Origin of the sequence: Streptomyces sp. NL15-2K (assembly GCF_030551255.1) — a bacterium.
Taxonomy (GTDB): Bacteria; Actinomycetota; Actinomycetes; order Streptomycetales; family Streptomycetaceae; genus Streptomyces.
The window spans coordinates 7,788,664-7,811,411 of sequence record NZ_CP130630.1 but is presented as its reverse complement, the minus strand read 5'-3'; the positions used below and the strand labels follow the sequence as shown (position 1 = coordinate 7,811,411).

The window sequence follows — 22,748 nt, the reverse complement described above, 5'->3', positions numbered from 1 at the left end:
ACGCCTACGACAACTACGACGTCTACGGCGGCTACTCGGGGGTTTCCTCGAGTGCGTGAGCCACGAGCGCCAGCAGGGTCTCGATCACCGAGATCCGGCGCCGCGCGTCCATGATCATGACAGGTATGTGCCGCGGGACCGTGAGCGCCTCCCGCACGTCCTCCGGCTCGAACAGCTCGCTGCCGTCGAAGTGGTTCACCGCGACGACGTACGGCAGCCCGCAGCTCTCGAAGTAGTCCAGTGCCGGGAAGCAGTCCTTCAGGCGCCGGGTGTCGGCCATCACGACCGCGCCGATCGCGCCGCGCACCAGGTCGTCCCACATGAACCAGAACCGCTGCTGGCCCGGCGTGCCGAACAGGTAGAGCACCAGGTCGTCGTCGAGCGTGAGGCGGCCGAAATCCATGGCCACGGTGGTGGTCGTCTTGCCGGGCGTGGCGGTGAGGTCGTCGTGCTCCTCGCTCGCCTCGGTCATCAGCGCCTCGGTCTGCAGGGGCGTGATCTCCGAGACGGCGCCGACCAGCGTGGTCTTGCCGACGCCGAACCCGCCCGCCACGACTATCTTCGTGGCGATGGGGGCCCGGGTGGGGTCCGTCTGCCAGGACCTCAGATCCTCGTCGGCCTCCACGAGCGGGGCAGGACGGGGGGCGGGGACGCCACGGGCGGCGTCAGAGACGACGGAGTCCACTCAGCACCCTTTCCAGCAGAGCGCGGTCCGGACGGCCCGTGCCGTGACCGGTTCCGGTTCCGTGCACACGGATCTTTCCCTGGTCCGCGAGGTCGCTGAGCAGCACGCGGACCACACCGAGCGGCATCTTCAGCAGCGCGGCGATCTCGGCCACCGTGCGCATACGGCGGCACAGTTCGACGATGGCCCGCATCTCCGGCATGACCCGGGTGTTGAGGGAACCATTCGTCAGTTCCTTGCGGTCCTCGGGGGCTTCGAGGGCCGCGGTGCTCGCTACGAACGTCTCGACCAGCAGGACGTGCCCGAAGCGGGTCCGTCCGCCGGTGAGCGAGTAGGGGCGTACGCGGGCGGGTTTGCGGTCGGCGCCGCGCACGGGAAGTTTCTTCGGCGTACTGGTCATCGGGTACTCCCCGTCGCCTTGGACTCCAGGTCGTTCTCCAGGGACTGCCTCAGCTCGCTGCGGAGTTCGGGCGTCAGAACGTGGCCGGCGCGGCCCACGAACAGCGCCATGTGGTACGCCACCACGCTCATGTCGCAGTCCGCGGAGCCGTGCACACCGAGCAGCGAGCCGTCGCTGATCGACATGACGAACAGGCTGCCCTCGTCCATCGCGACCATGGTGTGCTTCACGGGCCCGGAATCCATCAGCTTCGCGGCGCCGATGGTGAGGCTGCCGATGCCGGAGACGATGGTGGCGAGGTCGGCGGAGGAGCCGCGCGGGCCGGTCGGTTTGTCGTCCTGTACCTCCCGTGCTGCGGCGATGGGGGTCCCCCCGCGCGAGGTTGTTCGAGCGTGGGGGAGGCCGGCGTCGGAGGAGAGCAGCAGCAGGCCGTCGGAGGAGACGACGGCGACCGACTGGATGCCGGGCACTTCCTCGACGAGATTGGTCAGCAGCCAGTGCAGATTGCGGGCCTCACGGCTCAGTCCGAAGGTTCCGAAGGTACTGGGCGCGGTCAACTGCTTGCCTCCTCGACTGTGCCCCCCGTGGCTTCTTCGGATTCTGCGGGTCCTGCTGCCGGCCTCTTCGTCTGGCCCGTCTCTTCGGCGATCTCCGCCTCTACGTCGCGGTAGCCGGCCTCCGCCCCCCGGCGGAAGCCACCGAGACGGCGGCGGAGGGCGTCGGCGTCCACGGAGCCGCTGCGCCGGCGGGGCGGCGGGGCCGGGGCGGTGATCTTGGGGGTGCGCTTGGGGAGGCCCTTGTCGGTGAGCTGCTCATCCGGGGCGCGTTCGTGTTCCGTCTCGGCTTCGCCTTCGACGGGTTCGTTCCCACCCGCACCACCCGTGCTGCTTTCGTCGTCGGGTGCGGGTGGCCCCTGTGGGGCGTCGTCGCCGTCGGCGACTGCGGGAGTGGGGACCAGGAGTGCCATCGTGGTCTCGGCCGGGGTCTCCCGTGCCGGGGTCTCCGGTGCCGGGGTCTCCGGTGCCGAGGCCTCGTCCGGGGGCGTCGCCTCGGACCGTCGTACTGCCTTCTCCGCGAGCGCGACCAGCGGGTCGCCGCTCTCCGAACGGCCGTGCAGGACGTTGGAGTTGGCCTCCGCGTCCGCGCCCGGCAGGGAGAAGCTGTGCGCGCCTGCGCCGGCCGGGGAGGACGAGGACGAGGCGGGGACGGCCGCGGACGGTGCGGCCGCCAGCAGGGTCCTCGGCAGGACGACGACGGCGGCGACACCGCCCTGCTTCTGCTCGCGCAGCTGCACGCGCACGCCGTGCCGGTGGGCGAGGCGGGCCACGACGTACAGACCGAGGCCGAGGCCCTCTTCACCCTCGTGGTCGTAGGGGTCGTAGGGGTCGTAGGGGTCGTAGGGGTCGTACGGCGTCTCGGGATCGAAGTCGGCGAGCCGGGAGTTGAGGGCGCTCATCCGGTCGGCGGTCATGCCGATGCCCTCGTCATGGACGGAGAGCATGACCTCGCCACTCTCCAGGAGCCAGCCGGAGACCTCGACGGGCAGGTCGGGCGGGGAGAACGAGGTGGCGTTCTCCATGAGTTCGGCCAGCAGATGGGACAGGTCGTCCGCGGCGAAGCCGGCCACGTGCGCGTGCGGCGGCAGCGCGGCGATGCGGACGCGTTCGTACCGCTCGATCTCGCTGACCGCGGCGCGTACGACGTCGACGAGCGGGACGGGTCCCGCGCTCTGCTGGACATGCTCGGTGCCGGCGAGGACGAGGAGGTTCTCACTGTGCCGGCGCATGACCGTGGCGAAGTGGTCGAGCTTGAAGAGCGTGGCGAGCCGGTCCGGGTCCTGCTCGCGCTCCTCCAGGCCCTCGATGACGGCGAGTTGGCGCTCGACGAGGCCCAGGGTGCGCAGCGCGAGGTTGACGAAGGTGGCGGAGATGCCGGTGCGCAGCCGCTCCAACTGGGCGGCGGACTCGGCGAGTTCGCTCTTGAGCTGCTCGCGGGCGTCGGCCATCCTCTGGCGCTGGCCGACCAGGTGCTTGCGGTCGGCCTCCAGGGTGGCGACGCGCTCGGCGAGGGCGGCGGCGTGCGCGTGCAGGGCGTTGACGGAGCGGACGACCTGGGCGAACTCGTCGTTACGGCCGGTGAAGGTGACCGGTTCCTGGGCGGTGGGGTCCTCCGCCTCGGCGAGCCGGGCCGAGCCGCGCCGCAGGACGGACAGCGGCCGGGTGAGGGTGCGGGCCATGGCGGTGGCGATGCCGACGGCCAGCAGCAGGAGGGCGCCGAGGACGGCGATGCGGATCTCCAGTGCGGTGACGTCGTCGTCCCGCAGTTGCGCGAGGTCCTTGACCCGGCGGTCGTACAGGGCGGCCTCCGCCCCGCGCATGGCGTCGATGCGGGCGGAGAGGGCGGCGTCGACCTTGGTGGCGCTGGCACCGAGTTCGCCGTCGCTCAGGGTCGGCTGGTCGGTGAGGGTGGCGAGGTACTTCTCGGCGGAGTTCACCTCGGGGCCGGTGACGGTCGAGTCGTACGACGTGACAGCGGCCTTGGGCGCGGAGTCCTGGAAGCCGGCGAGGGCGGCGGCGGAGCGGAGGCGGGCCTGCTGGGCGGCGGCGGTCAGGGCGTCGCGCTGCTTGGCGTCGGCGTCCGAGGTGGTCCTCTCGGTCGTCGGCAGGCCGGTGACGGGGTCGATGACGGTCTGGGTCGTCGTCGGCACGTTCAGGGCCGCGAGGAGGAGCCCGCGGGTGGCGGCGGCCTGCTGGACGGCGGAGTCCAGCTCGGCGAGGGCGTACGCGCCGGAGCCCGCGCGGGGCGGCATCTGCTCGGCCAGGTGCTCGGCGAGCCGGTGGAGCTCGGTGATGGTGGCGGAGTAGGCCTGGTGCGCTTCGAGGGCACTGCTCTTGCCGGTGAGCGCCGCCCTGCGTACGGCGTCTATGCCGTCGAGGTCGCCGCGCAGGGAGGCGGGCGCGTCCCCGTCGGCCCGCAGCTCCTCGACCTGCCGGTCGACGCGGACGCTGCGCTGCTCGCTGGGCGCCTTGGACTTGGACCGCCCGGCGGCGATGTACGAGGTGACCTCGTCCCGCTCGTCGGCGAGCGAGTGGGCGAGCGCGAGGGCGTCCTGGGTCTGCTCGGCGAGGGTCACCAGGTCCTGCGCGTCACTGAGCTCTCCCGAGGTGGTGACGACGGAGGGCACGCCGGCACCGGCGATGGCGGCGGCGACCACGGCGACGGCGAGGATGAGCCGGGTGCGTACGTGGGTGGGGCGGCCCTTGCCGACAGAGGTGCCGGAGCCGGTGCCGGAGTGGGGGGTGCCGGGCGTGGGCTCCGTGCCTTTGCCGGAGGCCGCCTGCTTGCCTGTGCGACGAGGCCGCATCTTCTGCACCGGTGCTCGCATTCCTGACTCGTGAGTACCCATGGGCCCGGGTTACGCTCCGTCACTAGTGTCGACTCTGCGTACACCCAGTACGGATCCCGACCCTCCCAGTGCCGGTGGGCAGTGGTCGCGCATCACCGGACCCGCCACCCGAAGGAGTGAACATCGGAGGAGAGTTGACGGGCAAGTTCCCGCGGCGTATCCGACACCCTCGCCGGGCGGGCCGGTTGGACGTCTGCGGCGGGCGGTGGCAATATTCGCCGCCACGTCTTCCCGGAGCGCACCATTCCATCCCAAACCAGGCTCCTGACCTGCGCGGGTTCGTCAATTCGGCAACAGATGCCAGCCTTTGGCGCACCTTGTGAAGAGCTCGTGCAGACTGGCCGGATGCGCACGGAACTCATTTCGGCCCCTGGTGATCCGGCCCGCCCCAACGAGGACTTCGCCAGTGTCGGACTTCCGGCTTCCGGACTGGGCGGAGCACTCGTGGTCCTGGACGGGGTGACACCACCGAAGGACGCCACGGGCTGTCTGCATTCGGTGCCCTGGTTCACCGCGCGCCTCGGCGGGGCCCTGACCGAACTGACCACTTCATGCCGAGATGTGACACTGCCCCAGATCCTGTCCCGAGCGATTCTCCGAACAGCCGAGGCGCACGCGGCCACTTGTGACCTTTCTCACCCACGCACCCCACAGGCAACCGTGGTTGTGGCGCGCTGGTCGCCGGAGACGGTCGAGTACCTGGTCCTGTCGGATTCGGCCCTCCTCCTGGAATCCCCGGCCGGTTCGGTCACCCCGGTACTGGACGACCGCCTCTCCCGCCTCCCCCGCTCCGCCCTGGCCACGGACGCGCTGGTCGACTCCACGGTCCGCAACAAGGAGGGCGGCTTCTTCACGGCGGCGGCGGATCCGTCGGTGGCTCAGAGAGCGGTGACGGGCACCCTGCCCAGCTCCGAGGTCCGCACCCTCGTCGCCCTCACGGACGGGGCGACGCGGTGGGTGGAGAAGTTCCGGGAGGGCGGCTGGGGGGACTGCTTCACCTTCGTACGGAAGGAGGGGGCGGGGGCGCTGGTGGAACGGGTACGGGAGCTGGAGCGGAGGGACGCGGAGGAGCGGACGTACCTGGGCCGGAGCAAGACGCACGACGATGCGACGGTGGTGTACGCGGAGCTGTGACCTGTGGCTCCTACTTCTCCATGCCCCGGTTCAGCTGCTGCAGCAAGCGCGCCAGTTCCGCCACCTCACGCCGGTCCCAGTGCGCGAGCTGGCTCACGTAGCGTGCCCGGCGGGCCTCGCGGACCTTGGCCACGCGGCGGTGGCCCTCCTCGGTGAGGTGGACGAGCCAGGCGCGGCCGTCGGCGGGGTCGGGTTCACGGGCGACCAGGCCCAGGTGCTCCAGGGCGCGCAGCTGACGGGACATGGTGGCCTTGCCGACGCCGATGTAGGCGGCCAGCTCGGTGGCGCGCTGGCGGCCGCACTCGTCCAGGCGGACGAGAAGGCCGTACGCCGCCGACTCCAGGTCCGGATGGACCTCGCGCGCCATCTCGCCCGAGGACGCCCGGGCCCGCCGCAACAGCACGGTCAGCTCGCGTTCCAGAGCGAGGAACTCCCGGTCCGCGCCGCTCGGCCGCGTACCGCCCGGCGCCGCACCACTCGGCGACACCTCGGCTTCGGCTCGGCGTCCGTCGCCGTTCCCGTCGCCGTTCCCGTCTTCGTGCACGTCAGCCCCTGCCTCGGTCTTCCCGGTCCTGAAACTCTTCGCGAAATCGCGTCATCGCCACAGCTCCGCCAGTATTTCGCAGGACTGGACCAACGGCAGCATCCGGGCCCTTCCCACACGGCGAAGGCCCGAGCCTCCCTCACGAGAGGCCGGGCCTTCCCTCATCCGATGGCGTCCGTCACGCCGCCACCGGAACCTCCGGCGCGGCCCCGTTCGTCGCCGGGGACAGCGCCAGCTCCAGAACCTGACGGACGTCGGTGACGGCGTGGACGTCGAGCTTGTCCAGCACCTCCGCCGGGACGTCGTCCAGGTCGGGCTCGTTGCGCTTGGGGATGACGACCGTCGTCACGCCCGCCCGGTGCGCGGCGAGCAGCTTCTGCTTCACGCCGCCGATCGGCAGGACCCGCCCGGTCAGCGACACCTCACCGGTCATCGCCACGTCGGTCCGCACGAGCCGTCCGCTCAGCAGCGACGCCAGTGCCGTCGTCATCGTGACGCCCGCGCTCGGCCCGTCCTTCGGCACCGCGCCCGCCGGGAAGTGGATGTGCACGCCCCGGTCCTTCAGGTCGGCCACCGGCAGTTCGAGCTCCGCTCCGTGCGAGCGCAGGAAGCTCAGCGCGATCTGCGCCGACTCCTTCATGACGTCGCCCAGCTGGCCCGTCAGGGTCAGACCCGCCGCGCCCGTCTCCGGGTCGGCCAGCGACGCCTCCACGAACAGGACGTCACCTCCCGCACCGGTGACCGCGAGGCCCGTCGCCACGCCCGGCACCGCCGTGCGCCGCTCGGCCGGGTCCTGCGCGGACTCCGGCACGTGGTGCGGCCGGCCGATCAGGTCGCGCAGGTCGCCGTCCGTGACAGTGAACGGCAGCTCGCGTTCGCCCAGTTCGTGCTGGGCGGCCACCTTGCGCAGCAGCCGCGCGACGGACCGCTCCAGGTTGCGGACGCCCGCCTCGCGCGTGTACTCGCCGGCGAGCTTGCGCAGCGCGCCCTCGTCGACGACGACCTCGTCCTTCTCCAGCCCCGCCCGCTCCAGCTGGCGCGGCAACAAGTGGTCACGGGCGATGACGATCTTCTCGTCCTCGGTGTAGCCGTCGAGCCGGACCAGCTCCATACGGTCGAGCAGCGCCTCGGGGATGGCCTCCAGGACGTTCGCCGTCGCCAGGAAGACGACGTCGGACAGGTCCAGCTCCACCTCCAGGTAGTGGTCCCGGAAGGTGTGGTTCTGCGCGGGGTCCAGTACCTCCAGCAGGGCCGCCGCGGGGTCGCCGCGGAAGTCCGAGCCCACCTTGTCGATCTCGTCGAGCAGGACCACCGGGTTCATCGACCCGGCCTCCTTGATGGCGCGCACGATACGGCCGGGCAGCGCGCCGACGTACGTACGCCGGTGCCCGCGGATCTCCGCCTCGTCCCGGACGCCGCCGAGGGCGACCCGGACGAACTTCCGGCCCATCGCGTGGGCGACGGACTCGCCGAGCGAGGTCTTGCCGACGCCGGGCGGGCCCACGAGAGCCAGTACGGCACCGCCGCGCCGGCCACCCACGACACCCAGGCCGCGGTCGCTGCGGCGCTTGCGCACCGCGAGGTACTCGGTGATCCGCTCCTTCACGTCCTCGAGGCCCGCGTGCTCGGCGTCGAGGATCTCCTTCGCGCCCTGGATGTCGTACGCGGAAGAGCTGTCATCGGTTCGCTCGTTCCACGGCAGTTCGAGCACCGTGTCGAGCCACGTGCGGATCCACGACCCCTCGGGCGACTGGTCGCTCGACCGCTCCAGCTTGTCGACCTCCTTGAGAGCGGCCTCGCGGACCTTCTCGGGCAGGTCGGCGGCCTCGACGCGGGCGCGGTAGTCGTCGGACTCCTCGCCCTCCTTCTCGCCGTTGAGCTCGCGCAGTTCCTTGCGTACGGCTTCCAGCTGCCGCCGCAGCAGGAACTCCCGCTGCTGCTTGTCGACGCCCTCCTGGACGTCCTTGGCGATGGTCTCGGCGACGTCCTGCTCGGCGAGGTGGTCGCGCAGTTGCTGGGTGGCGATCTTGAGGCGGGCCACCGGGTCGGCGGTCTCGAGGAGCTCGACCTTCTGCTCGGTGGTCAGGAAGGGCGAGTAGCCGGAGTTGTCGGCGAGGGCGGACACATCGTCGATGGCCTGCACCCGGTCGACCACCTGCCAGGCACCGCGCTTGCGCAGCCACGCCGTGGCCAGCGCCTTGTACTCCTTGACCAGTTCGGTGACGTGCCCCGGCACCGGCTCGGGCACGCGCTCGTCGAGCCGCGTCCCCTCGACCCACAGCGCCGCGCCCGGCCCGGTCGTCCCCGCGCCGATCTTCACCCGCCCCCGGCCGCGGATCAGGGCGCCCGGGTCCCCGTCGGCCAGCCGGCCGACCTGCTCGACGGTGCCGAGCACACCCGTGCCCGCGTATGTCCCGTCGATGCGTGGCACCAGGAGAACCTTGGGCTTTCCGGGCTCCGACCGGGCGGCGGCCTGGGCGGCCTCCACCGCGGCGCGTACGTCGGCGTCATTCAGGTCCAGCGGAACCACCATCCCGGGCAGCACGACCTCGTCGTCGAGCGGCAGCAGGGGCAGGGTGAGCGGTGCAGGGGGCGTGGACTCGGCAGCCATGATCTTCCTCTCGACAATGAAGTTGAGCTATGCCGACTCAATGCTTGTGAGCCCTGCATTGTTCCCCTGGCGGCGTTCGCTGTGAGCGATCACCTCGTGACTGTCCTTTGACGTGGATCTCTTCGCTTTGCAGCTTCATGCTTCGTCTGGTCTTTCGTCTTGCAGAGTGACCTTTCGTCGCGGGTTCGGGTTAGTGAGTCGTGGCAGGTTCGTTAGAGGTACTGCCGGGCGGGGTCTCCGGGCCGCCGGCGGAGGGGTTCGAGGTCGCGTACGCCAACCGGGACGGGTCTGAGTTTCGTCGCCCGCTGGTGGATGCCTGGGCAGTCCGATTCGAGGACGTCGCGCCCGTACGCGCGTTCAAGTCGTACAAGGGTCAGCGGCATCTGCCGGGGCTGTGGTGGTCGTCCACGGTGGGCGGGCACATCGGGTACGAGTCCTGGCTGGAGCGCGACCACGTAATGCTCCTGGACTTCGACCCGTCGGTGGTGGGGATCTCGTCTCAGCCGTTCTGGCTGTTCTGGCGGTCAGATGCGGGCAAGGGCATCTCGCATGCGCCGGACTACTTCGCCCGCCGCGAGAACGGCACGGGGGTGGTAGTCGACTGCCGTCCGGCGAATCGGCGCAAGCCTCGGGACGTGATGAAGTTCGAGACGACGCAGGCAGCCTGCGCCCAGGTGGGGTGGGAGTTCCTGCTTGTCGGGGCGCCGGACGCGATCGTGGTGCGCAATGTGCGCTGGCTGGCGGGCTACCGCCATCCCCGGCACCGGCTGGAACCCGTGGCCTCCGAGCTGCTGACGGCGTTCGCCGAGCCACAGCCGGTGATGGGCGGGGCCTCGGCGGTGGGGGACCCGATCAGGGTGCTGCCGGTGCTGTTCCACCTGCTGTGGTCGCACGAGCTGACGGCGGATGTGTCGGTGCCGCTGCATGCTGTCTCGCTGGTGTCAGCAGGGGTGCGGAGGTGAGGGCCGGGCCGGGCAGGCCGGTGTTGCGGCCAGGGGACTGGGTCACCTACGACGACGGCGATCACCAGGTGGTGGCGCTCGCCGGCACGTCCGTGCGGCTTCGGTCGGCGACGGAGGCGGAGTCGGTGGTGCTGGCGTCGCGCCTGATGGCGGCGCCGGACTTCGCCGTCACCGGCACGGAGCCGTTGCCCGCGGTGGAGCCGTCCGGGCTGCTGGCCACGTTGCCGGAGGCGGTGCGGGAGGCGGCGCGTGAGTGGGAACGGCACATGGTGGAGATCGAGACCGGGCTGCCGCCCAGCACCACGCCGGGTACTCCGCCGCGCCCTGGATATGACCCGGCTGCGTTCTCGCTGATGGAACGGATGGCCGCGAAGGCGCGAGAGCTGGGAGTGACCGTTCGGACCGTGCAGAGCCGACGGTCGCGCTACGTCCGGCAAGGGGTCTGGGGGCTGGTGGACCAGCGGGCGACCCAGACCTGGGAGGCGACGGGGCGGGCGGATGCACGGCTGGTCGCGGCCGTCCAGGAGGCCCTGGAAGCGGAGACGCACACCTCCACAGGGACCCGGTCACGGCTGATCCGCCGAGTGGTCAAGCTGGTGGAGTCTACCTACGGCGAAGGGGTGGTGCCGCTGCCGAGTCAGCGGACCTTCTACAAGTTGATCGACGCGCTGTCCACGGGGAGGCACACCTTCGGTTCGGCGGTCACGCGGCGGCAGACGGCGAACCGGCCCGAAGGGCCGTTCACACCGACTTTCGCGGACCGTCCCGGAGAGCAAGTCCAGATCGACTCCACCCCTCTGGACGTGATGGTGGTGCTCGATTCAGGGCTGACTGCCCGCGCGGATCTGACAATCGCGGTCGACGTCGCGACGCGGACCATCTGCACCGCGGTGCTGCGGCCGGTGGGGACCAAGGCGGTGGACGCCTCGCTGCTGCTGGCCCGGATGCTGGTGCCCGAGCCAATGCGGCCTGGCTGGCCTGCCTCGCTGCGGATGGCGGCGTCGCGGATGCCCCACCTGCGCCTACTGGACGTGGACGCGCGGATGGAACAGGCCGCGGCGAAACCGGTGATCGTGCCGGACACCGTCGTCATCGACGGCGGGAAGGTGTTCATCTCCGACACCTTCGTGCGGGCCTGTGACCGGCTCGGCATCTCGGTGCAGAGGGCACGTCCGCGCACGCCGACCGACAAGGCCATCGTGGAGGCGACGTTCTCCGCGATCAACACACTGTTCGTCCAGCACCTTCCCGCCTACACCGGCCGGGAGGTTTCCCGCCGAGGCGAACGGGTCGAGGACCGGGCCATCTGGACGGTTCCCGAGCTCCAGGACCTGCTGGACGAGTGGCTGCTGGCCGGGTGGCAGGCCAGAGTGCACGATGCTCTGCGCGACCCGTTCCGGCCGAAGAAAGCGATGTCGCCGAACGACAAGTACGCCTCCCTGGTCGCGGCCTGCGGCTACCTGCCGCTGGTCCTACGCGGTGAGGACTATCTGGAACTACTGCCGGTGACTTGGCGGGCCATCAACGGCTACGGCATCCGGATCAACTACCGCACCTACGACAGCTCCGAGTTGGGGCCCCTGCGGCGCCAGCACTCCGGACATGCGGCCAAGCGCGGTCTCTGGGAGGTCCACTACGACCCCTACGACCTGTCCCAGGTGTTCGTACGCACCCAGCAGGGTTGGATCACCGTCCCCTGGGTGCATCTTCCGCTGGTGAACGCGCCGTTCGCGGACTTCACCTGGCAGCACGCACGGCGTCTGGCCGCCGAGGCCGGGCTGGACGACACCAACGAGGCGGCGGTAGCCCGGGTCCTGGACGAGTTGCTGACCCGCGCCGAACACGGCCCGGACACCCGCACCGCGAAGGTGGCCGCCCGCACCCGCGCCGCAGCCGCCTCCCAGAGGCCGCCCGCACCGCGCACCGCCCCGGAACCAACCCCGCCCGACCCCGGCACCGAACCGGCCGAGGTGATCCCGTTCGGTGTCTTCGACGCCCACGCAGAAGCCGAAAGGTGGCTATGACCAGGCCCTCCCGCACATCCTTCGTCCCTCAGCAGGCCACGGAGCAGGAGCCGCCGCCGGACAGCCCGCTGACCACGAAGGAGGGGTGGCGCCGCTTCGTCGAGCACGAACCCTCCCCACCCCCGCTGCTGACCGCGGCCCAGCGCGCCGCCCTGTCCCGGAAGGAGAAGCTGCACGACGACGAAGTACGCCGGAACTATCACGCCGATCTGCCGCTGGTGAACACCCCGACCATCCGGAAGGTCATCGCCACCTCGCGGCTGCTGGTCCAGCTCAACCGGCAGCAGATTTCCGCCCGTCGGGGAGTCATCATCAGCGGCGCCTCTGGCACCGGGAAGACCACCGCCCTCTCCCAGCTCGGACGGGCCCACGAGATCGCCGTCCGCAAGCGCCACCCACGCGACCGCTCCCGGCTCCCGGTCCTCTACGCCACCGTCCCGCCGGCCGCCACCCCGAAAATGCTCGCCATGGAGTTCGCCCGCTTCATCGGCCTGGACTTCCCCACCCGATTCAACATCACCGACGTCGTCAACGCCGTCTGTGCCACCGCCGCACACGTCCACGTCGACCTCGTCCTAATCGACGAACTGCACAAGCTGAACCTGGCTACCCGCACCGGCGCCGAAGCCTCAGACCAATTGAAGTACTTCGCCGAAAGGCTGCCCGCCACCTTCGCCTACGCGGGCATCGACGTCGAGGACCAGGGCCTGTTCGCCGGCACCCGAGGCCGCCAAATCGCCGGTCGGTTCACCGTCATCCCCACCACCCCATTCCCCTACGCGCCTGGAGCGGACCGGGACGCCTGGCACTCCCTCGTCGGCACCTTGGAATCCATACTCCGGCTCCACCACCACCAGCCCGGAACGCTGCCCGGCCTGAGTGAATACCTCTACCACCGCTCCGGCGGCATGATCGGCAGCCTCTCGCAGCTCATCCGCGGCGCCGCGGTGCTCGCCATCGAGGACGGCAGCGAACGCATCACAGAAGACCTTTTGGAGACGGTCCCGGTGGACTACGCCGCCGAACGCTCCCAAGCCCTCACCGCCCCGGAGAAAACCCGCTCACGCCGGAGGCGCATCGCCTGATGCTTCTCCCCCGCCTGCCCGACCCCGTCCCGCCCGCACAGCACGAGATCGCCGCCTCCTACATCGGCCGTCTGGCCCGGCTCCACGGTCTCGACATCAACACCCTCTGGCGGTGCGTCACCGAACGCGAAGCCTCCGGCGGGATGCGCCGCGCCGTCCTCCCCGAACGCCTCGCCGCCATCACGGGCCGGACGGTGCACGCCCTCGCCGGAGCCCTGCCCGAACTACGCACCCCACAGCCCGACTGGGCCATGTTCCGCCACCAGCCACAACCCGGCTGCCACCATTGCAACGCCAAACACCCCGGCGGCGAGGTCACCAGGATCCTGCCGCACCACCGCTACGTCTGCACCCGACACCGGCTATGGCTCTGCCCGTCCGACGCCGACGGACACACCACACCTCTCGACGCCCTCCCAGAAATCGTCCAGGCACAACGCAGACATCTGCGCATCCTCCAGCGCCACGGCTGGGCCATCACCTACGACGCCGTCCTCACCGCCATATTCATCTGCGGCCAGCTCTGGTCCCTTCCGGAGAACGAGAACGGCGAAGCGTGGCACGACTGGATCCGCCGGGCCAACATCCTCATCCCGCCCGGCACAGCCGAAGCGACCTTCTCGGTCTCACGCCTCTGCGCCGCGGTCTATCCCGAAGCCGTTGCACTGGCCCCGCTCTTCGCATCGCCCCACTGGAGACAGCAAGCACAGAGGACAGCCTGGGACCGCCACCTTTTCAACGCCGAGATCGCCCGACGGCTACGACACCCTCGCTACGGCCAACACGAGAACGACCCCATTAGCCACTGGGCCAACATGACCGCCAAGCGCCCGCCGCTTGCTCCTATCCGGGTCCACGACCAGAAACATCACCTTCGGAAACCAGCCCCGCGCACCGCCACCCAACGCACACAGCAACGCCATGCCCACGCCTTCAATCCATCCCACCGAGCTGGCGACGCACTCACCGCGCACCGCCACCTCGCCACCGTGTTCCGGCGTGCCTGGCACCCCTTCCGAACCCACACTCTTCTCCGGAATGGAGACAGCTACTACACGCTCTCCTGATGGCCGTCTGGCTTCGAACGAGTCTTCTGGCCCCGGCTAGCGATCTTCGGGGCCCGCTGTGAACGAGTCAATTGGTTCCACCTGAGCCCAACGCCAATGCCCGGTAGCGTGGCGTCCTCTTGCTCTGGAGAGGACCGCTGACGGAACGGGCGTGGCGGTGGGCATTCCGGAGAGTGAGAGTCCGCTCCGCTGTCTCACGTACTGTGGCTTCGCATGACCGCCGCCGAGATCGAGATCACCGCAGACCTGGTCCGCGACCTGTTGCAGGAGCAGCATCCAGACCTTGCAGGGCTGGCCATCCGCGAGGTGGCGGGCGGCTGGGGCAACCAAATGTGGCGCCTCGGGGACGAGTTGGCCGTGCGCATGCAGCGCATGGACCCCACCCCGGAGCTCCAGCTCAAGGAGCGGCGGTGGCTACCCGTGCTGGCCCCGCGCTTGCCGCTCCCGGTGCCGACCCCGGTGCGGTTCGGCGAACCGTCCGAGCGCTTCCCCAAGCACTGGACCGTCATGACGTGGGTTCCCGGCGAGCCGCTGGACCACGGCTCGATCAGCCGCGGCGCCCACGCGGCCGACACACTGGCGGGCTTCCTCAGGGCGCTCCACGTGGAGGCGCCCGCCGAGGCGCCGATCAGTTCGGACTTCGGCGCTCACCCCAAGAAGTGCACGGACGGCTTCGACCACTTCTTTGAAGCCGTTGTCCCCGGCGGCATTGCCGACGAGGTCCGGGCCGTCTGGGACGATGCCGTTGCGGCCCCCGAGTGGGAGGGCCCGCCGGTGTGGGTGCACGGTGACCTTCATCCCGCGAACGTCGTCGTCTCGGACGGAACGCTCTCGGGCATCGTCGACTTCGGTGCCATGTTCGCCGGCGATCCGGCATGGGATCTCGCCGCCGCATGGGTGCTGCTACCCGCGGGTACGGCCTCACGGTTCTTCGACATGTACGCGCATGCGGACGAGGCGGCGATCCGGCGCGCCCGCGGGCTGGCCGCTATGAAGAGCCTCTTCCTTATGCTCATGGGGCAGAACGGGGAGCGGGGCCTTCCTGGCGGCAAGCCGACCTGGGGGCCCGCAGGCCGGGCGGCGCTCGATCGTGTTCTGACATCCGACTTGGGCTGGCCCTCTCCCGCATAGGCTCCGCTCCCATCTCGAAGCGAGGCGGATGCTAGCGGCCTGACCGCACGGTGAATCCTGCTCAGCGCATCAGAAGGGCAGGCCCCGCAGGTCCACACTGATGGTGGGATGAGGCAGGCCGGCCAGGTCGTAGATCATGGTGGTCAGTGGCGATGTCCGCGCGCCGTCGGGCTGCTGGAGGGTGACGGGCACGGAGAGCCGGCTCCATCCCAGCTGCCTGTAGAGCGGGACCAGGTCCGGGCGGCAGAGCAGAATCATCGTCTCGGCGCCGGCCGCTCGTGCGTGCTCGACCGCCACGCTGATCACCGTCCGGGCGATGCCCTGGCCTCGATGGGCGGGGTGCACCAGCAGACCGCCCAGCCCCGCGGCGCGGCGCGGCAGTCCGTCGAAGGCCATGTCCCGCAGCAGCCATCCCGCGGAAGCCACCGGCCGGCCTTCGGAGACGGCGGTGAGGGTGTGCTGCTTGTCGGCCCACACCAGACCGAGCCCCTTCACCCCGGATGGGTCGGACAGGCCATCGCGGAGTGCGGCTTTGTCCTCCGGAGAACCGGGGCCCGGCGCATGGAGCAGCTGGAGGTCCGCACCACCGTCGTCCCCCGCATGCTCCGCAGCGGCCGCGGCGGCGGGGTCGAACCGGTAGCGCAGACAATGCAGGCCACTGGACTGGACCGTCCCGTCCGCCTGGGCGCCCAGGCGGCGCAGTACCGCGATCGAGGCCGCATTGCCGGGCAGGACGAAGGCGAAAACGGCGGGGAGCGAGAGGCGGCGAAACGCCAGGTCCAGGCACGCACGGCCCGCCTCGCCAGCGATCCCGCGACCCTGCGCCCGTGGGTGCACGGCGAAACCGAGGTCGACTCCGTGCTGGGCCCGATTACGCAGTCCCACCCGGCCGAGAAACGCGTGCGTTGCGGCATCCCTGACCGCAAAGTCGCCGTAGCCGTGTCTGGTCCAGTGGGCGACGTGGTCGTCGCACATGGCCTCGGCCGCAGATCGACTGTCCGCCCGGCCGGTCGCCAGCCATCGCATGACGCTGTCCTGACTGACCACGGCCTCAAAGAGATCGTCGCTGTCCCCGCGGCGGATCGGCTCCATCACAAGCCTCTGGGTGCGCAGAACGGGTCCACTTAACCTGGCCACTGAGCAACTCCTCTCAATCAAGGACCGAAGGAGCGTACCCGGCGACTCTTTGGAGCGATCGGGAGGCAACCGGTGAACCTATCCGGACACGGCACTGGGCCGTCCATCCAGGCCCCTGACTGTCGGAAGCACAACGATGCTCCCACCGCAAGACCGCCCCTGGTGGCCACTTCTGACGAACATTCATTTCCCGATCAACCCCATGGGGCCACCGGACTCGTTCCTCTGGGGCCGGAGAAGCCGTTCAGAGTCAGCCGTCCCAGCAGTGCTGTTGAGTGCGGATCCGCCGCTGTCGAGCACGAGCTCAATCGGAGGGCGTGACCGGGGACCGCAGGCCGAGCCACTGCTCGGCGTCCCAGGCCTGGAACCGCTCCACCTCGGTGAACCCCAGCTTCGCCGCGAGGCGCATCGAGCCGACGTTGGCGGTCTGGGTGGCGAGCACCACCGGCTCGCCGGGAAGGACGCCGTCGAACCAGTCGAGTGCCGCCGCGCACGCCTCGGCGGCGTACCCGAATCCCCACGCTCGCGGCAGGAACAGGTAGCCGAGATCGACCTTCCCCACGGCAGCCGGGCGACGGTGCTCCGTCGCTCTCCTGAGCAGGATCTGGCCGATCATCGCCCCGTCGAGATCAACGACGAAACTCCCGGGCCGCCGCCCGGGCGCCTCGGGCATCTCGCGCTCAAGCTCGTCACGCGGCCGGGGACCGCCGAGGTAGGTGTGCACCTCCGGCGAGGCGTGCAACTCGATGAACGCCGCACGGTCCCGGGCCTCGGGCTCACGGAGCACGAGCCTCTCGGTCCTGATCAGGGCAGGTGGCCAGGCGACGGGTCCGAGCTCAGTCATGCCAGCCACCCAATCAGCAGGCTCGGCAGCGATCAAGATTCGCAGACCGATCAGGCCACAGGCCCAAACCCCACCCTCACCAACGGAGCCGGACCCTACAGCCACGTCGGCCAGGGACGGGATGTCTCCCGTTCTCGTGAACATCGACGTCGGCAGTGGCGGGCCGCCTCCCGGAGCGCCGTACATCTGCTGTCGGGATTCGTGAAGAGAACCGGGCGTTCCCACCCTCCGAAAACGCAAGGTTGATCTGCACAACTCCTGCGCCTACCGCGCAGACAAAACCTTCATCCCGCTGACCACGGCCACCGCCCCATGCAACCTCCTGCGGCACTGGACAGTGACGCCTGAGCCACTCGCCCGATCGAAGGTCTGCCATCCTGCGCGGATGATCGCTCCGATACCCCCGGTGGTGCCCGCCGGTCGCATGTCCGAGAACGCCCAGCCGGTCCTCGGCCTTCCCGACGGCCTGGAGCTACGGCCGTGGCGGGCGACGGACGCCGATGCCCTCGTCGCCGCAAGTCACGACCCGGACATCAGCCGGTGGAACCTGCTGCCCGCACAGTCCCCCGCCGAGGCCCGCACCCGCATCGCGCGCATGCACACGCGCTGGACGGCGGAGACCGCCGCGATCTGGGCCATCGCACGGCCGGCGGGCGGCGAGGTCGTCGGTCTGATCGGCTGCAACGACATCGACCTCGGGGGCGGCAGCGCCGAGCTCGTCTACTGGGTCCTGCCCGCCGGACGCGGCGCCGGCGTCGCGGTCGAGGCCACGCGCCGCCTCACCCGGTGGGCCCTGGACGATCTCGGCCTGCACCGGCTCCGGCTGTGCCACTCGGTGGCCAACCCGGCGTCCTGCCGCGTCGCGGAGAAGGCCGGCTTCGCCCTGGAGGGCACCATGCGCGGCGCGCTGCTGCACGCGGACGGCTGGCACGACCAGCATCTGCACGCGCGTGTGCGCGGCGACGAGTGAACCCGCAGGCGATCGAGTGCCCCCGTAAAGCGGTTGCGCGCGTGGTTTCACGGCAGGCACGGTGCGCTGGTGACCGGGGCCGAGGCCAACCCGAAAACCCGAAAGCCCGGAAAGGAATCGCAGTGCGACAGTCCGACAGCCCGTCGATCCGGGAGATCCCGGTGACCCAGGTGACAGGGGAGGGTGCCGGACCGTACGGCATCACAGCCGGCCCCGACGGCGCCCTCTGGCTCACCCTCGTCCACAGCGGCCGGATCGCACGGCTCACCGTCGAGGGTGAACTCCGGGAGCACGCCCTGGACTCGCCTGCCTGCCGACCGATGATCATCACGCCCGGCCCCGACGGGGCCCTGTGGTTCACCCGGTCCCAGGACCACCGCATCGGCCGCGTCACGCCCGACGGCAAGACGAGCGCCTACCGCCTGCCGACTCCCGACAGTGCCCCCTTCGGCATCACCACCGGTCCGGACGGCGCGCTGTGGTTCACGCAGATGAACGCCGACCGCGTCGGCCGTATCACCGTCGACGGCGAGATCACCGAGTTCCCGCTGCCCGTCGAGGGCGGCTACCCCTCGGCGATCATCGCGGGCCCCGACGGTGCCCTGTGGTTCACCCTCAACCAGGCGCACGCGATCGGCCGTATCGGCCTCGACGGCGAGGTCGTACTGCACCCGCTGCCCACGCCCGACGCCGGCCCGGTGGGCATCACCAGTGACGGCGAGGCCCTGTGGTTCGTGGAGATCGCGGCGGGCCGGATCGGCAGGCTCGCGGTGGACGGCGGAATCGAGGAGTTCCCGCTCCCGGACCGCACGGCCAGGCCCCACGCGATCGCCGCGACCTCCGCCGGGCACTGCTGGTTCACCGAATGGGGAGCCAACCGCGTCGGACACATCACCGCGAACGGCGCGCTTGCCGAGTACGACCTCCCCTCACCGTCCTCCGAACCGCACGGCATCGCCGTGGGCCCGGACGGCGCGCTGTGGGTGGCCCTGGAAACGGGCGCGGTCGCGCACGTGGTGCCGTAAGCCACCGGCGAGGTGACTAAGCAGCCGTGCGCCACCGCCGTATCCACGGCCAGGTCGCGATGCCGATGGCGAACGCCATCAGGTGGCCCCAGTTCGTCATCGGGTCCGTGAACGCGATCAGGTCCAGCGTCAGCATGCCGCCGAAGGCGGCCAGGAGAGGCCAGCGCAGCCAGGGTGTGAGCAGTCCGGCCAAGGCGCCCACACCGGCGGCGACGCCGAAGCTGACGCCGTAGTCGAGGCGGTGCAGCGAGCTGTCGGGGAGGTGACCGGCCAGTACCGCGAGCCCCACCGGCACCTCGGTCGCGAGGGTGGCGAGGACGTGCCCGAGCAGGAAGACGCAGGCCGTGCGCGGCCCGCCGATCCGGCGCTCCAGCGCGGTCAGGACGAGCAGGAAGCCGACCGCGAACGGCGAGAGGATCCCGCCCGCGATCCACAGCGCGCTGGCCACCAGCACCGGCACGGGCGTCTGCACGAGGTGCGCCACATCGGTGCTGGAGGCCTGGTGCAGGGTGTGCACGAGCGCGGGATCGGCGTACTCGGTGAAGAGCGAGGTGACGGCGAGGACGGCCGCGTACCCGAAGGTGAACGGCGTCCCGGTGGGGGTGGGGAGCAGGCGCCAGGGGCGGAGGGCCCGCACAGGGTCCGGCGTGGGGGCGCACTGAGGAGCCCCCCGCTGGCCCGGTATCGCGTCCAGCAGCCCGGAGACCGCCGGCAGGCATGCGTCGTACGCCGGAGGGGGCGGAGGAGGCACGGTCGGAGCCGCCGTCCCGTGCGGGGCACTGGGCGCGCTCGCAGGTTCCGTCGCGTCGGCCCTCGCAGTGCGTTCCACGGTGAGGCGCTCCTTTCCGTCGCATCCCACCCTTCGCGCCCGGCGCGGCGCTGTCTGTGACCGGCGCCACGAAGGTCCGCATTCACAGCAACTTGTCAGCTTCGAACCGGAGCGTGCGAACCGAAGCGGACGGCTACCGCCAAGTCCCTGTCACGACCCGGTAATTCACTCGGGCGTTGCCCCATGGAAGTGCCAGGATGGGCAGATGGCCACCTCGTACGACATTCCCGACTCCCCTCCCGAAGTCATTGACCGTCGCGAAGGCCCGCACGGCGAGGTCGTGCTGCGCCGGCACGGCGCGGTGCTGCAGATCGTCGCCAACGGCTGCTTCCTGATGGACACCTCCGACGGCCGCTCGGAGCGGCGGCTCGTCGACGCGGCGCTGGAGGCTCTGGGCGCGCGGGCGCGGCCGAGTGTGCTCATCGGCGGTCTCGGGGTCGGTTTCTCGCTCGCGCACGCCGCGGAGAGTCCCCGCTGGGGCCGGATCGCGGTGGTCGAGCGCGAGGCCGCCATCATCGACTGGCATCTGGGCGGGCCCCTGTCGGCGCTCTCCTCGCGGGCCCTGGCCGATCCCCGCACCGAAATTCTGAAAACGGATCTGGTCGCTTTCGTCAATGAGACTTCCGACACATTCGACGCTCTGTGCCTGGACGTCGACAACGGTCCCGACTGGACCGTCACCGAGGGCAACGGCGATCTCTACTCGCCAGATGGACTGGCAAACTGCGCAAGGGTGTTGAGACCGGGAGGAGTCCTGGCCGTGTGGTCGGCCCAGCCCTCTCCGGAATTCGAGGGAACCTTGTGGAATGCCGGGTTCCAGCGGGTGCGTACCGAAGAGATCCCGGTTGCCCGGGGCGTTCCCGACGTCGTGCACCTCGCCGTCCGACCTGGATAGCAAATGCGCGGTGACTCCCCGTACGCTGCATCCCTGACGCCGATCATTCAAGCGTCAATCGCAGTCATGCGCAGACAAGGAATCACCCCACTGGTTCCGGAAAGCACACCTCAGGGGCGGGCGATGGAGCAGACACACACCTCCCACAACGGCACGGCGACGACTCCGGGTGCACAGCGCCGAGTCCTGGTCGTCGAAGACGATCCGACGATCGTGGACGCCATCGCGACCCGCCTGCGCGCCGAGGGATTCCTCGTGCAAACGGCGAGCGACGGACCGTCCGCCGTGGACACGGCAGAGGCCTGGCAGCCCGATCTGCTGATCCTCGACATCATGCTGCCCGGCTTCGACGGTCTGGAGGTCTGCCGACGCGTGCAGGCCGCCCGGCCGGTGCCGGTGATGATGCTCACCGCGCGCGACGACGAGACCGACATGCTGGTCGGGCTCGGTGTCGGCGCGGACGACTACATGACCAAGCCGTTCTCGATGCGTGAGCTGGCCGCACGCGTGCACGTGCTGCTGCGCCGGGTGGAGCGGGCCGCGCTGGCCGCCGCCACACCGCGCAGCGGCATCCTGCGCCTGGGCGAGCTGGAGATCGACCACGCGCAGCGCCGGGTACGGGTGCGCTCCGAGGACGTCCACCTGACGCCGACGGAGTTCGACCTGCTCGTGTGCCTGGCGAACACCCCGCGCGCGGTGCTCTCCCGTGAGCAGCTGCTCGCCGAGGTGTGGGACTGGGCGGACGCCTCGGGTACCCGGACGGTCGACAGCCACATCAAGGCGCTCCGGCGGAAGATCGGCGCCGAGCGGATCCGCACGGTGCACGGTGTGGGCTACGCCCTGGAGACGCCGACGCCATGAGCGACGGGCCGGCCGCACGGAGAGGCCCCGGGGTTGCCTGGGGCGGCATAAGCCCGTTCTCGATCAAGACCAAACTGGGCGCGCTGGTCGTCATCTCGGTGTTCATCACCACGGGTCTGACGTTGATCGCCGTGCGCACCGAGACCGAGCTGCGTTTCATCACGGTCTTCTCGATGATCGCCACACTGCTGATCACGCAGTTCGTGGCGCAGTCGCTCACCGCGCCGCTGGACGAGATGAACGCGGTGGCCCGCTCGATCTCGCACGGCGACTACACGCGCCGGGTGCGGGAGAACCGCCGGGACGAGCTGGGCGACCTGTCCCAGACGATCAACCGTATGGCGGACGACCTGGAGGCCCAGGAACGGCAGCGCAAGGAGCTCGTGGCGAATGTCTCGCACGAGCTGCGCACGCCCATCGCGGGCCTCAGGGCCGTGCTGGAGAACATCGTCGACGGCGTCACGGAGGCCGACCCCGAGACGATGCGTACGGCCCTGAAGCAGACCGAGCGGCTGGGACGTCTCGTGGAAACGCTCCTGGACCTGTCCCGGCTGGACAACGGGGTCGTACCGCTGCGCAAGCGGCGTTTCGAGGTGTGGCCGTACCTGTCGGGCGTGCTGAAGGAGGCCAACATGGTCGCCTCCGCGCGCGCGGGCATCGCGTCCGGCTCCGGCAGCCACACCCGTACGGACGTCCATCTGCACCTGGACGTGTCCCCGCCGGAGCTCACCGCGCACGCCGACCCGGAGCGGATCCACCAGGTCGTCGCCAACCTGATCGACAACGCGGTCAAGCACAGCCCGCCGCACGGCCGGGTCACGGTCAAGGCGCGGCGCGGGCCGGCCCCGGAGTCGCTGGAGCTGGAGGTTCTCGACGAGGGCCCCGGCATTCCCCGCTCGGAGTGGCGTCGCGTCTTCGAGCGGTTCAACCGGGGCAACGTCGGCCGGCCGCACGGTCCCGGCAGCGACGGCGGCACGGGACTGGGTCTGGCGATCGCCCGCTGGGCGGTGGATCTGCACGGAGGCCGGATCGGAGTGGCCGAATCCGAGCGGGGTTGCCGGATTCTTGTCACCCTTCCGGGCCTTCCATCTTTGCCAAGTTGACGTAAAGTTCGAAGCGGAGCCACAAGATCCACGGG

General features: G+C 70.3%; 20 protein-coding genes. 11 read left to right on the top strand and 9 right to left on the bottom strand.

Annotated elements, in window-relative coordinates; genetic code table 11:
• Positions 1 to 31: 31 nt before the first annotated feature.
• The 4 genes from Q4V64_RS35350 to Q4V64_RS35335 are packed head-to-tail and all read right to left on the bottom strand — an operon-like array spanning position 32 to position 4,470.
• Positions 32 to 685, bottom strand: coding sequence for an ATP/GTP-binding protein (locus Q4V64_RS35350; protein WP_124439173.1), 654 nt, complete (start codon positions 683 to 685; stop codon positions 32 to 34).
• Positions 666 to 1,085 (bottom strand): DUF742 domain-containing protein, encoded by a 420-nt coding sequence (locus tag Q4V64_RS35345; RefSeq protein WP_124439174.1) that lies wholly within the window; start codon positions 1,083 to 1,085, stop codon positions 666 to 668. The genes Q4V64_RS35350 and Q4V64_RS35345 overlap by 20 nt, the downstream gene beginning before the upstream one ends.
• Positions 1,082 to 1,642, bottom strand: a complete 561-nt coding sequence (locus Q4V64_RS35340) for a roadblock/LC7 domain-containing protein (RefSeq protein ID WP_124439175.1) — start codon at positions 1,640 to 1,642, stop codon at positions 1,082 to 1,084. Before Q4V64_RS35340 ends, Q4V64_RS35345 begins: the two co-directional genes overlap by 4 nt.
• Complete coding sequence (locus tag Q4V64_RS35335) at positions 1,639 to 4,470, bottom strand: nitrate- and nitrite sensing domain-containing protein (protein ID WP_172629122.1); 2,832 nt, start codon at positions 4,468 to 4,470, stop codon at positions 1,639 to 1,641. The genes Q4V64_RS35340 and Q4V64_RS35335 overlap by 4 nt, the downstream gene beginning before the upstream one ends.
• Positions 4,471 to 4,836: 366 nt before the next feature.
• On the opposite strand from Q4V64_RS35335, the gene Q4V64_RS35330 reads away from it, so the two are divergent.
• Positions 4,837 to 5,625, top strand: coding sequence for a protein phosphatase 2C domain-containing protein (locus Q4V64_RS35330; RefSeq protein ID WP_124439176.1), 789 nt, complete (start codon positions 4,837 to 4,839; stop codon positions 5,623 to 5,625).
• Positions 5,626 to 5,635: 10 nt separating this feature from the next.
• Here the strand turns inward: Q4V64_RS35330 and Q4V64_RS35325 are convergent, their stop codons facing one another.
• Together Q4V64_RS35325 and lon are read right to left on the bottom strand one after the other, a co-directional pair.
• Positions 5,636 to 6,112, bottom strand: coding sequence for a MarR family transcriptional regulator (locus Q4V64_RS35325; RefSeq protein ID WP_124439246.1), 477 nt, complete (start codon positions 6,110 to 6,112; stop codon positions 5,636 to 5,638).
• A gap of 235 nt (positions 6,113 to 6,347) precedes the next feature.
• Positions 6,348 to 8,780 (bottom strand): endopeptidase La, encoded by a 2,433-nt coding sequence (lon, locus tag Q4V64_RS35320; protein ID WP_124439177.1) that lies wholly within the window; start codon positions 8,778 to 8,780, stop codon positions 6,348 to 6,350.
• A 200-nt stretch (positions 8,781 to 8,980) separates the two neighbouring features.
• On the opposite strand from lon, the gene Q4V64_RS35315 reads away from it, so the two are divergent.
• The 5 genes from Q4V64_RS35315 (at position 8,981) to Q4V64_RS35295 (ending at position 15,049) form a co-directional block, all read left to right on the top strand.
• Positions 8,981 to 9,742, top strand: a complete 762-nt coding sequence (locus tag Q4V64_RS35315; protein ID WP_172629118.1) for a TnsA-like heteromeric transposase endonuclease subunit — start codon at positions 8,981 to 8,983, stop codon at positions 9,740 to 9,742.
• Positions 9,743 to 9,810: 68 nt separating this feature from the next.
• Positions 9,811 to 11,766 carry a Mu transposase C-terminal domain-containing protein gene (locus Q4V64_RS35310; protein WP_253266866.1) on the top strand — a complete coding sequence of 652 codons (1,956 nt, stop codon included), beginning with the start codon at positions 9,811 to 9,813 and terminating at the stop codon, positions 11,764 to 11,766.
• Complete coding sequence (locus Q4V64_RS35305; protein WP_124439178.1) at positions 11,763 to 12,851, top strand: TniB family NTP-binding protein; 1,089 nt, start codon at positions 11,763 to 11,765, stop codon at positions 12,849 to 12,851. The genes Q4V64_RS35310 and Q4V64_RS35305 overlap by 4 nt, the downstream gene beginning before the upstream one ends.
• Complete coding sequence (locus tag Q4V64_RS35300) at positions 12,851 to 13,918, top strand: TniQ family protein (protein ID WP_124439179.1); 1,068 nt, start codon at positions 12,851 to 12,853, stop codon at positions 13,916 to 13,918. Before Q4V64_RS35305 ends, Q4V64_RS35300 begins: the two co-directional genes overlap by 1 nt.
• Before the next feature lie 213 nt (positions 13,919 to 14,131).
• Positions 14,132 to 15,049, top strand: a complete 918-nt coding sequence (locus tag Q4V64_RS35295) for an aminoglycoside phosphotransferase family protein (protein WP_124439180.1) — start codon at positions 14,132 to 14,134, stop codon at positions 15,047 to 15,049.
• A gap of 69 nt (positions 15,050 to 15,118) precedes the next feature.
• On the opposite strand, the gene Q4V64_RS35290 is transcribed toward Q4V64_RS35295, so the two are convergent.
• Positions 15,119 to 16,141 (bottom strand): GNAT family N-acetyltransferase, encoded by a 1,023-nt coding sequence (locus tag Q4V64_RS35290; RefSeq protein ID WP_253266867.1) that lies wholly within the window; start codon positions 16,139 to 16,141, stop codon positions 15,119 to 15,121.
• Positions 16,142 to 16,490: 349 nt separating this feature from the next.
• Positions 16,491 to 17,030, bottom strand: a complete 540-nt coding sequence (locus Q4V64_RS35285; protein ID WP_124439182.1) for a GNAT family N-acetyltransferase — start codon at positions 17,028 to 17,030, stop codon at positions 16,491 to 16,493.
• Between the two features lie 385 nt (positions 17,031 to 17,415).
• Here Q4V64_RS35285 and Q4V64_RS35280 point away from each other — a divergent pair, with 385 nt between their 5' ends.
• Together Q4V64_RS35280 and Q4V64_RS35275 are read left to right on the top strand one after the other, a co-directional pair.
• Positions 17,416 to 18,000, top strand: coding sequence for a GNAT family N-acetyltransferase (locus tag Q4V64_RS35280; protein ID WP_124439183.1), 585 nt, complete (start codon positions 17,416 to 17,418; stop codon positions 17,998 to 18,000).
• 122 nt (positions 18,001 to 18,122) lie between these two features.
• Positions 18,123 to 19,025 (top strand): virginiamycin B lyase, encoded by a 903-nt coding sequence (locus Q4V64_RS35275; RefSeq protein WP_216377581.1) that lies wholly within the window; start codon positions 18,123 to 18,125, stop codon positions 19,023 to 19,025.
• Between the two features lie 16 nt (positions 19,026 to 19,041).
• Here Q4V64_RS35275 and Q4V64_RS35270 read toward each other — a convergent pair whose 3' ends face one another.
• Complete coding sequence (locus tag Q4V64_RS35270; protein ID WP_253266868.1) at positions 19,042 to 19,776, bottom strand: rhomboid-like protein; 735 nt, start codon at positions 19,774 to 19,776, stop codon at positions 19,042 to 19,044.
• A 283-nt stretch (positions 19,777 to 20,059) separates the two neighbouring features.
• Here Q4V64_RS35270 and Q4V64_RS35265 point away from each other — a divergent pair, with 283 nt between their 5' ends.
• From Q4V64_RS35265 to Q4V64_RS35255, 3 genes are all read left to right on the top strand, one after another.
• Complete coding sequence (locus Q4V64_RS35265; protein WP_124439184.1) at positions 20,060 to 20,749, top strand: spermidine synthase; 690 nt, start codon at positions 20,060 to 20,062, stop codon at positions 20,747 to 20,749.
• A gap of 123 nt (positions 20,750 to 20,872) precedes the next feature.
• Positions 20,873 to 21,610 carry a response regulator transcription factor gene (locus tag Q4V64_RS35260; RefSeq protein ID WP_124439185.1) on the top strand — a complete coding sequence of 246 codons (738 nt, stop codon included), beginning with the start codon at positions 20,873 to 20,875 and terminating at the stop codon, positions 21,608 to 21,610.
• Entirely contained in the window at positions 21,607 to 22,713 is a 1,107-nt protein-coding gene (locus Q4V64_RS35255) for an ATP-binding protein (protein ID WP_124439186.1), read from the top strand. The genes Q4V64_RS35260 and Q4V64_RS35255 overlap by 4 nt, the downstream gene beginning before the upstream one ends.
• Positions 22,714 to 22,748: the final 35 nt, after the last annotated feature.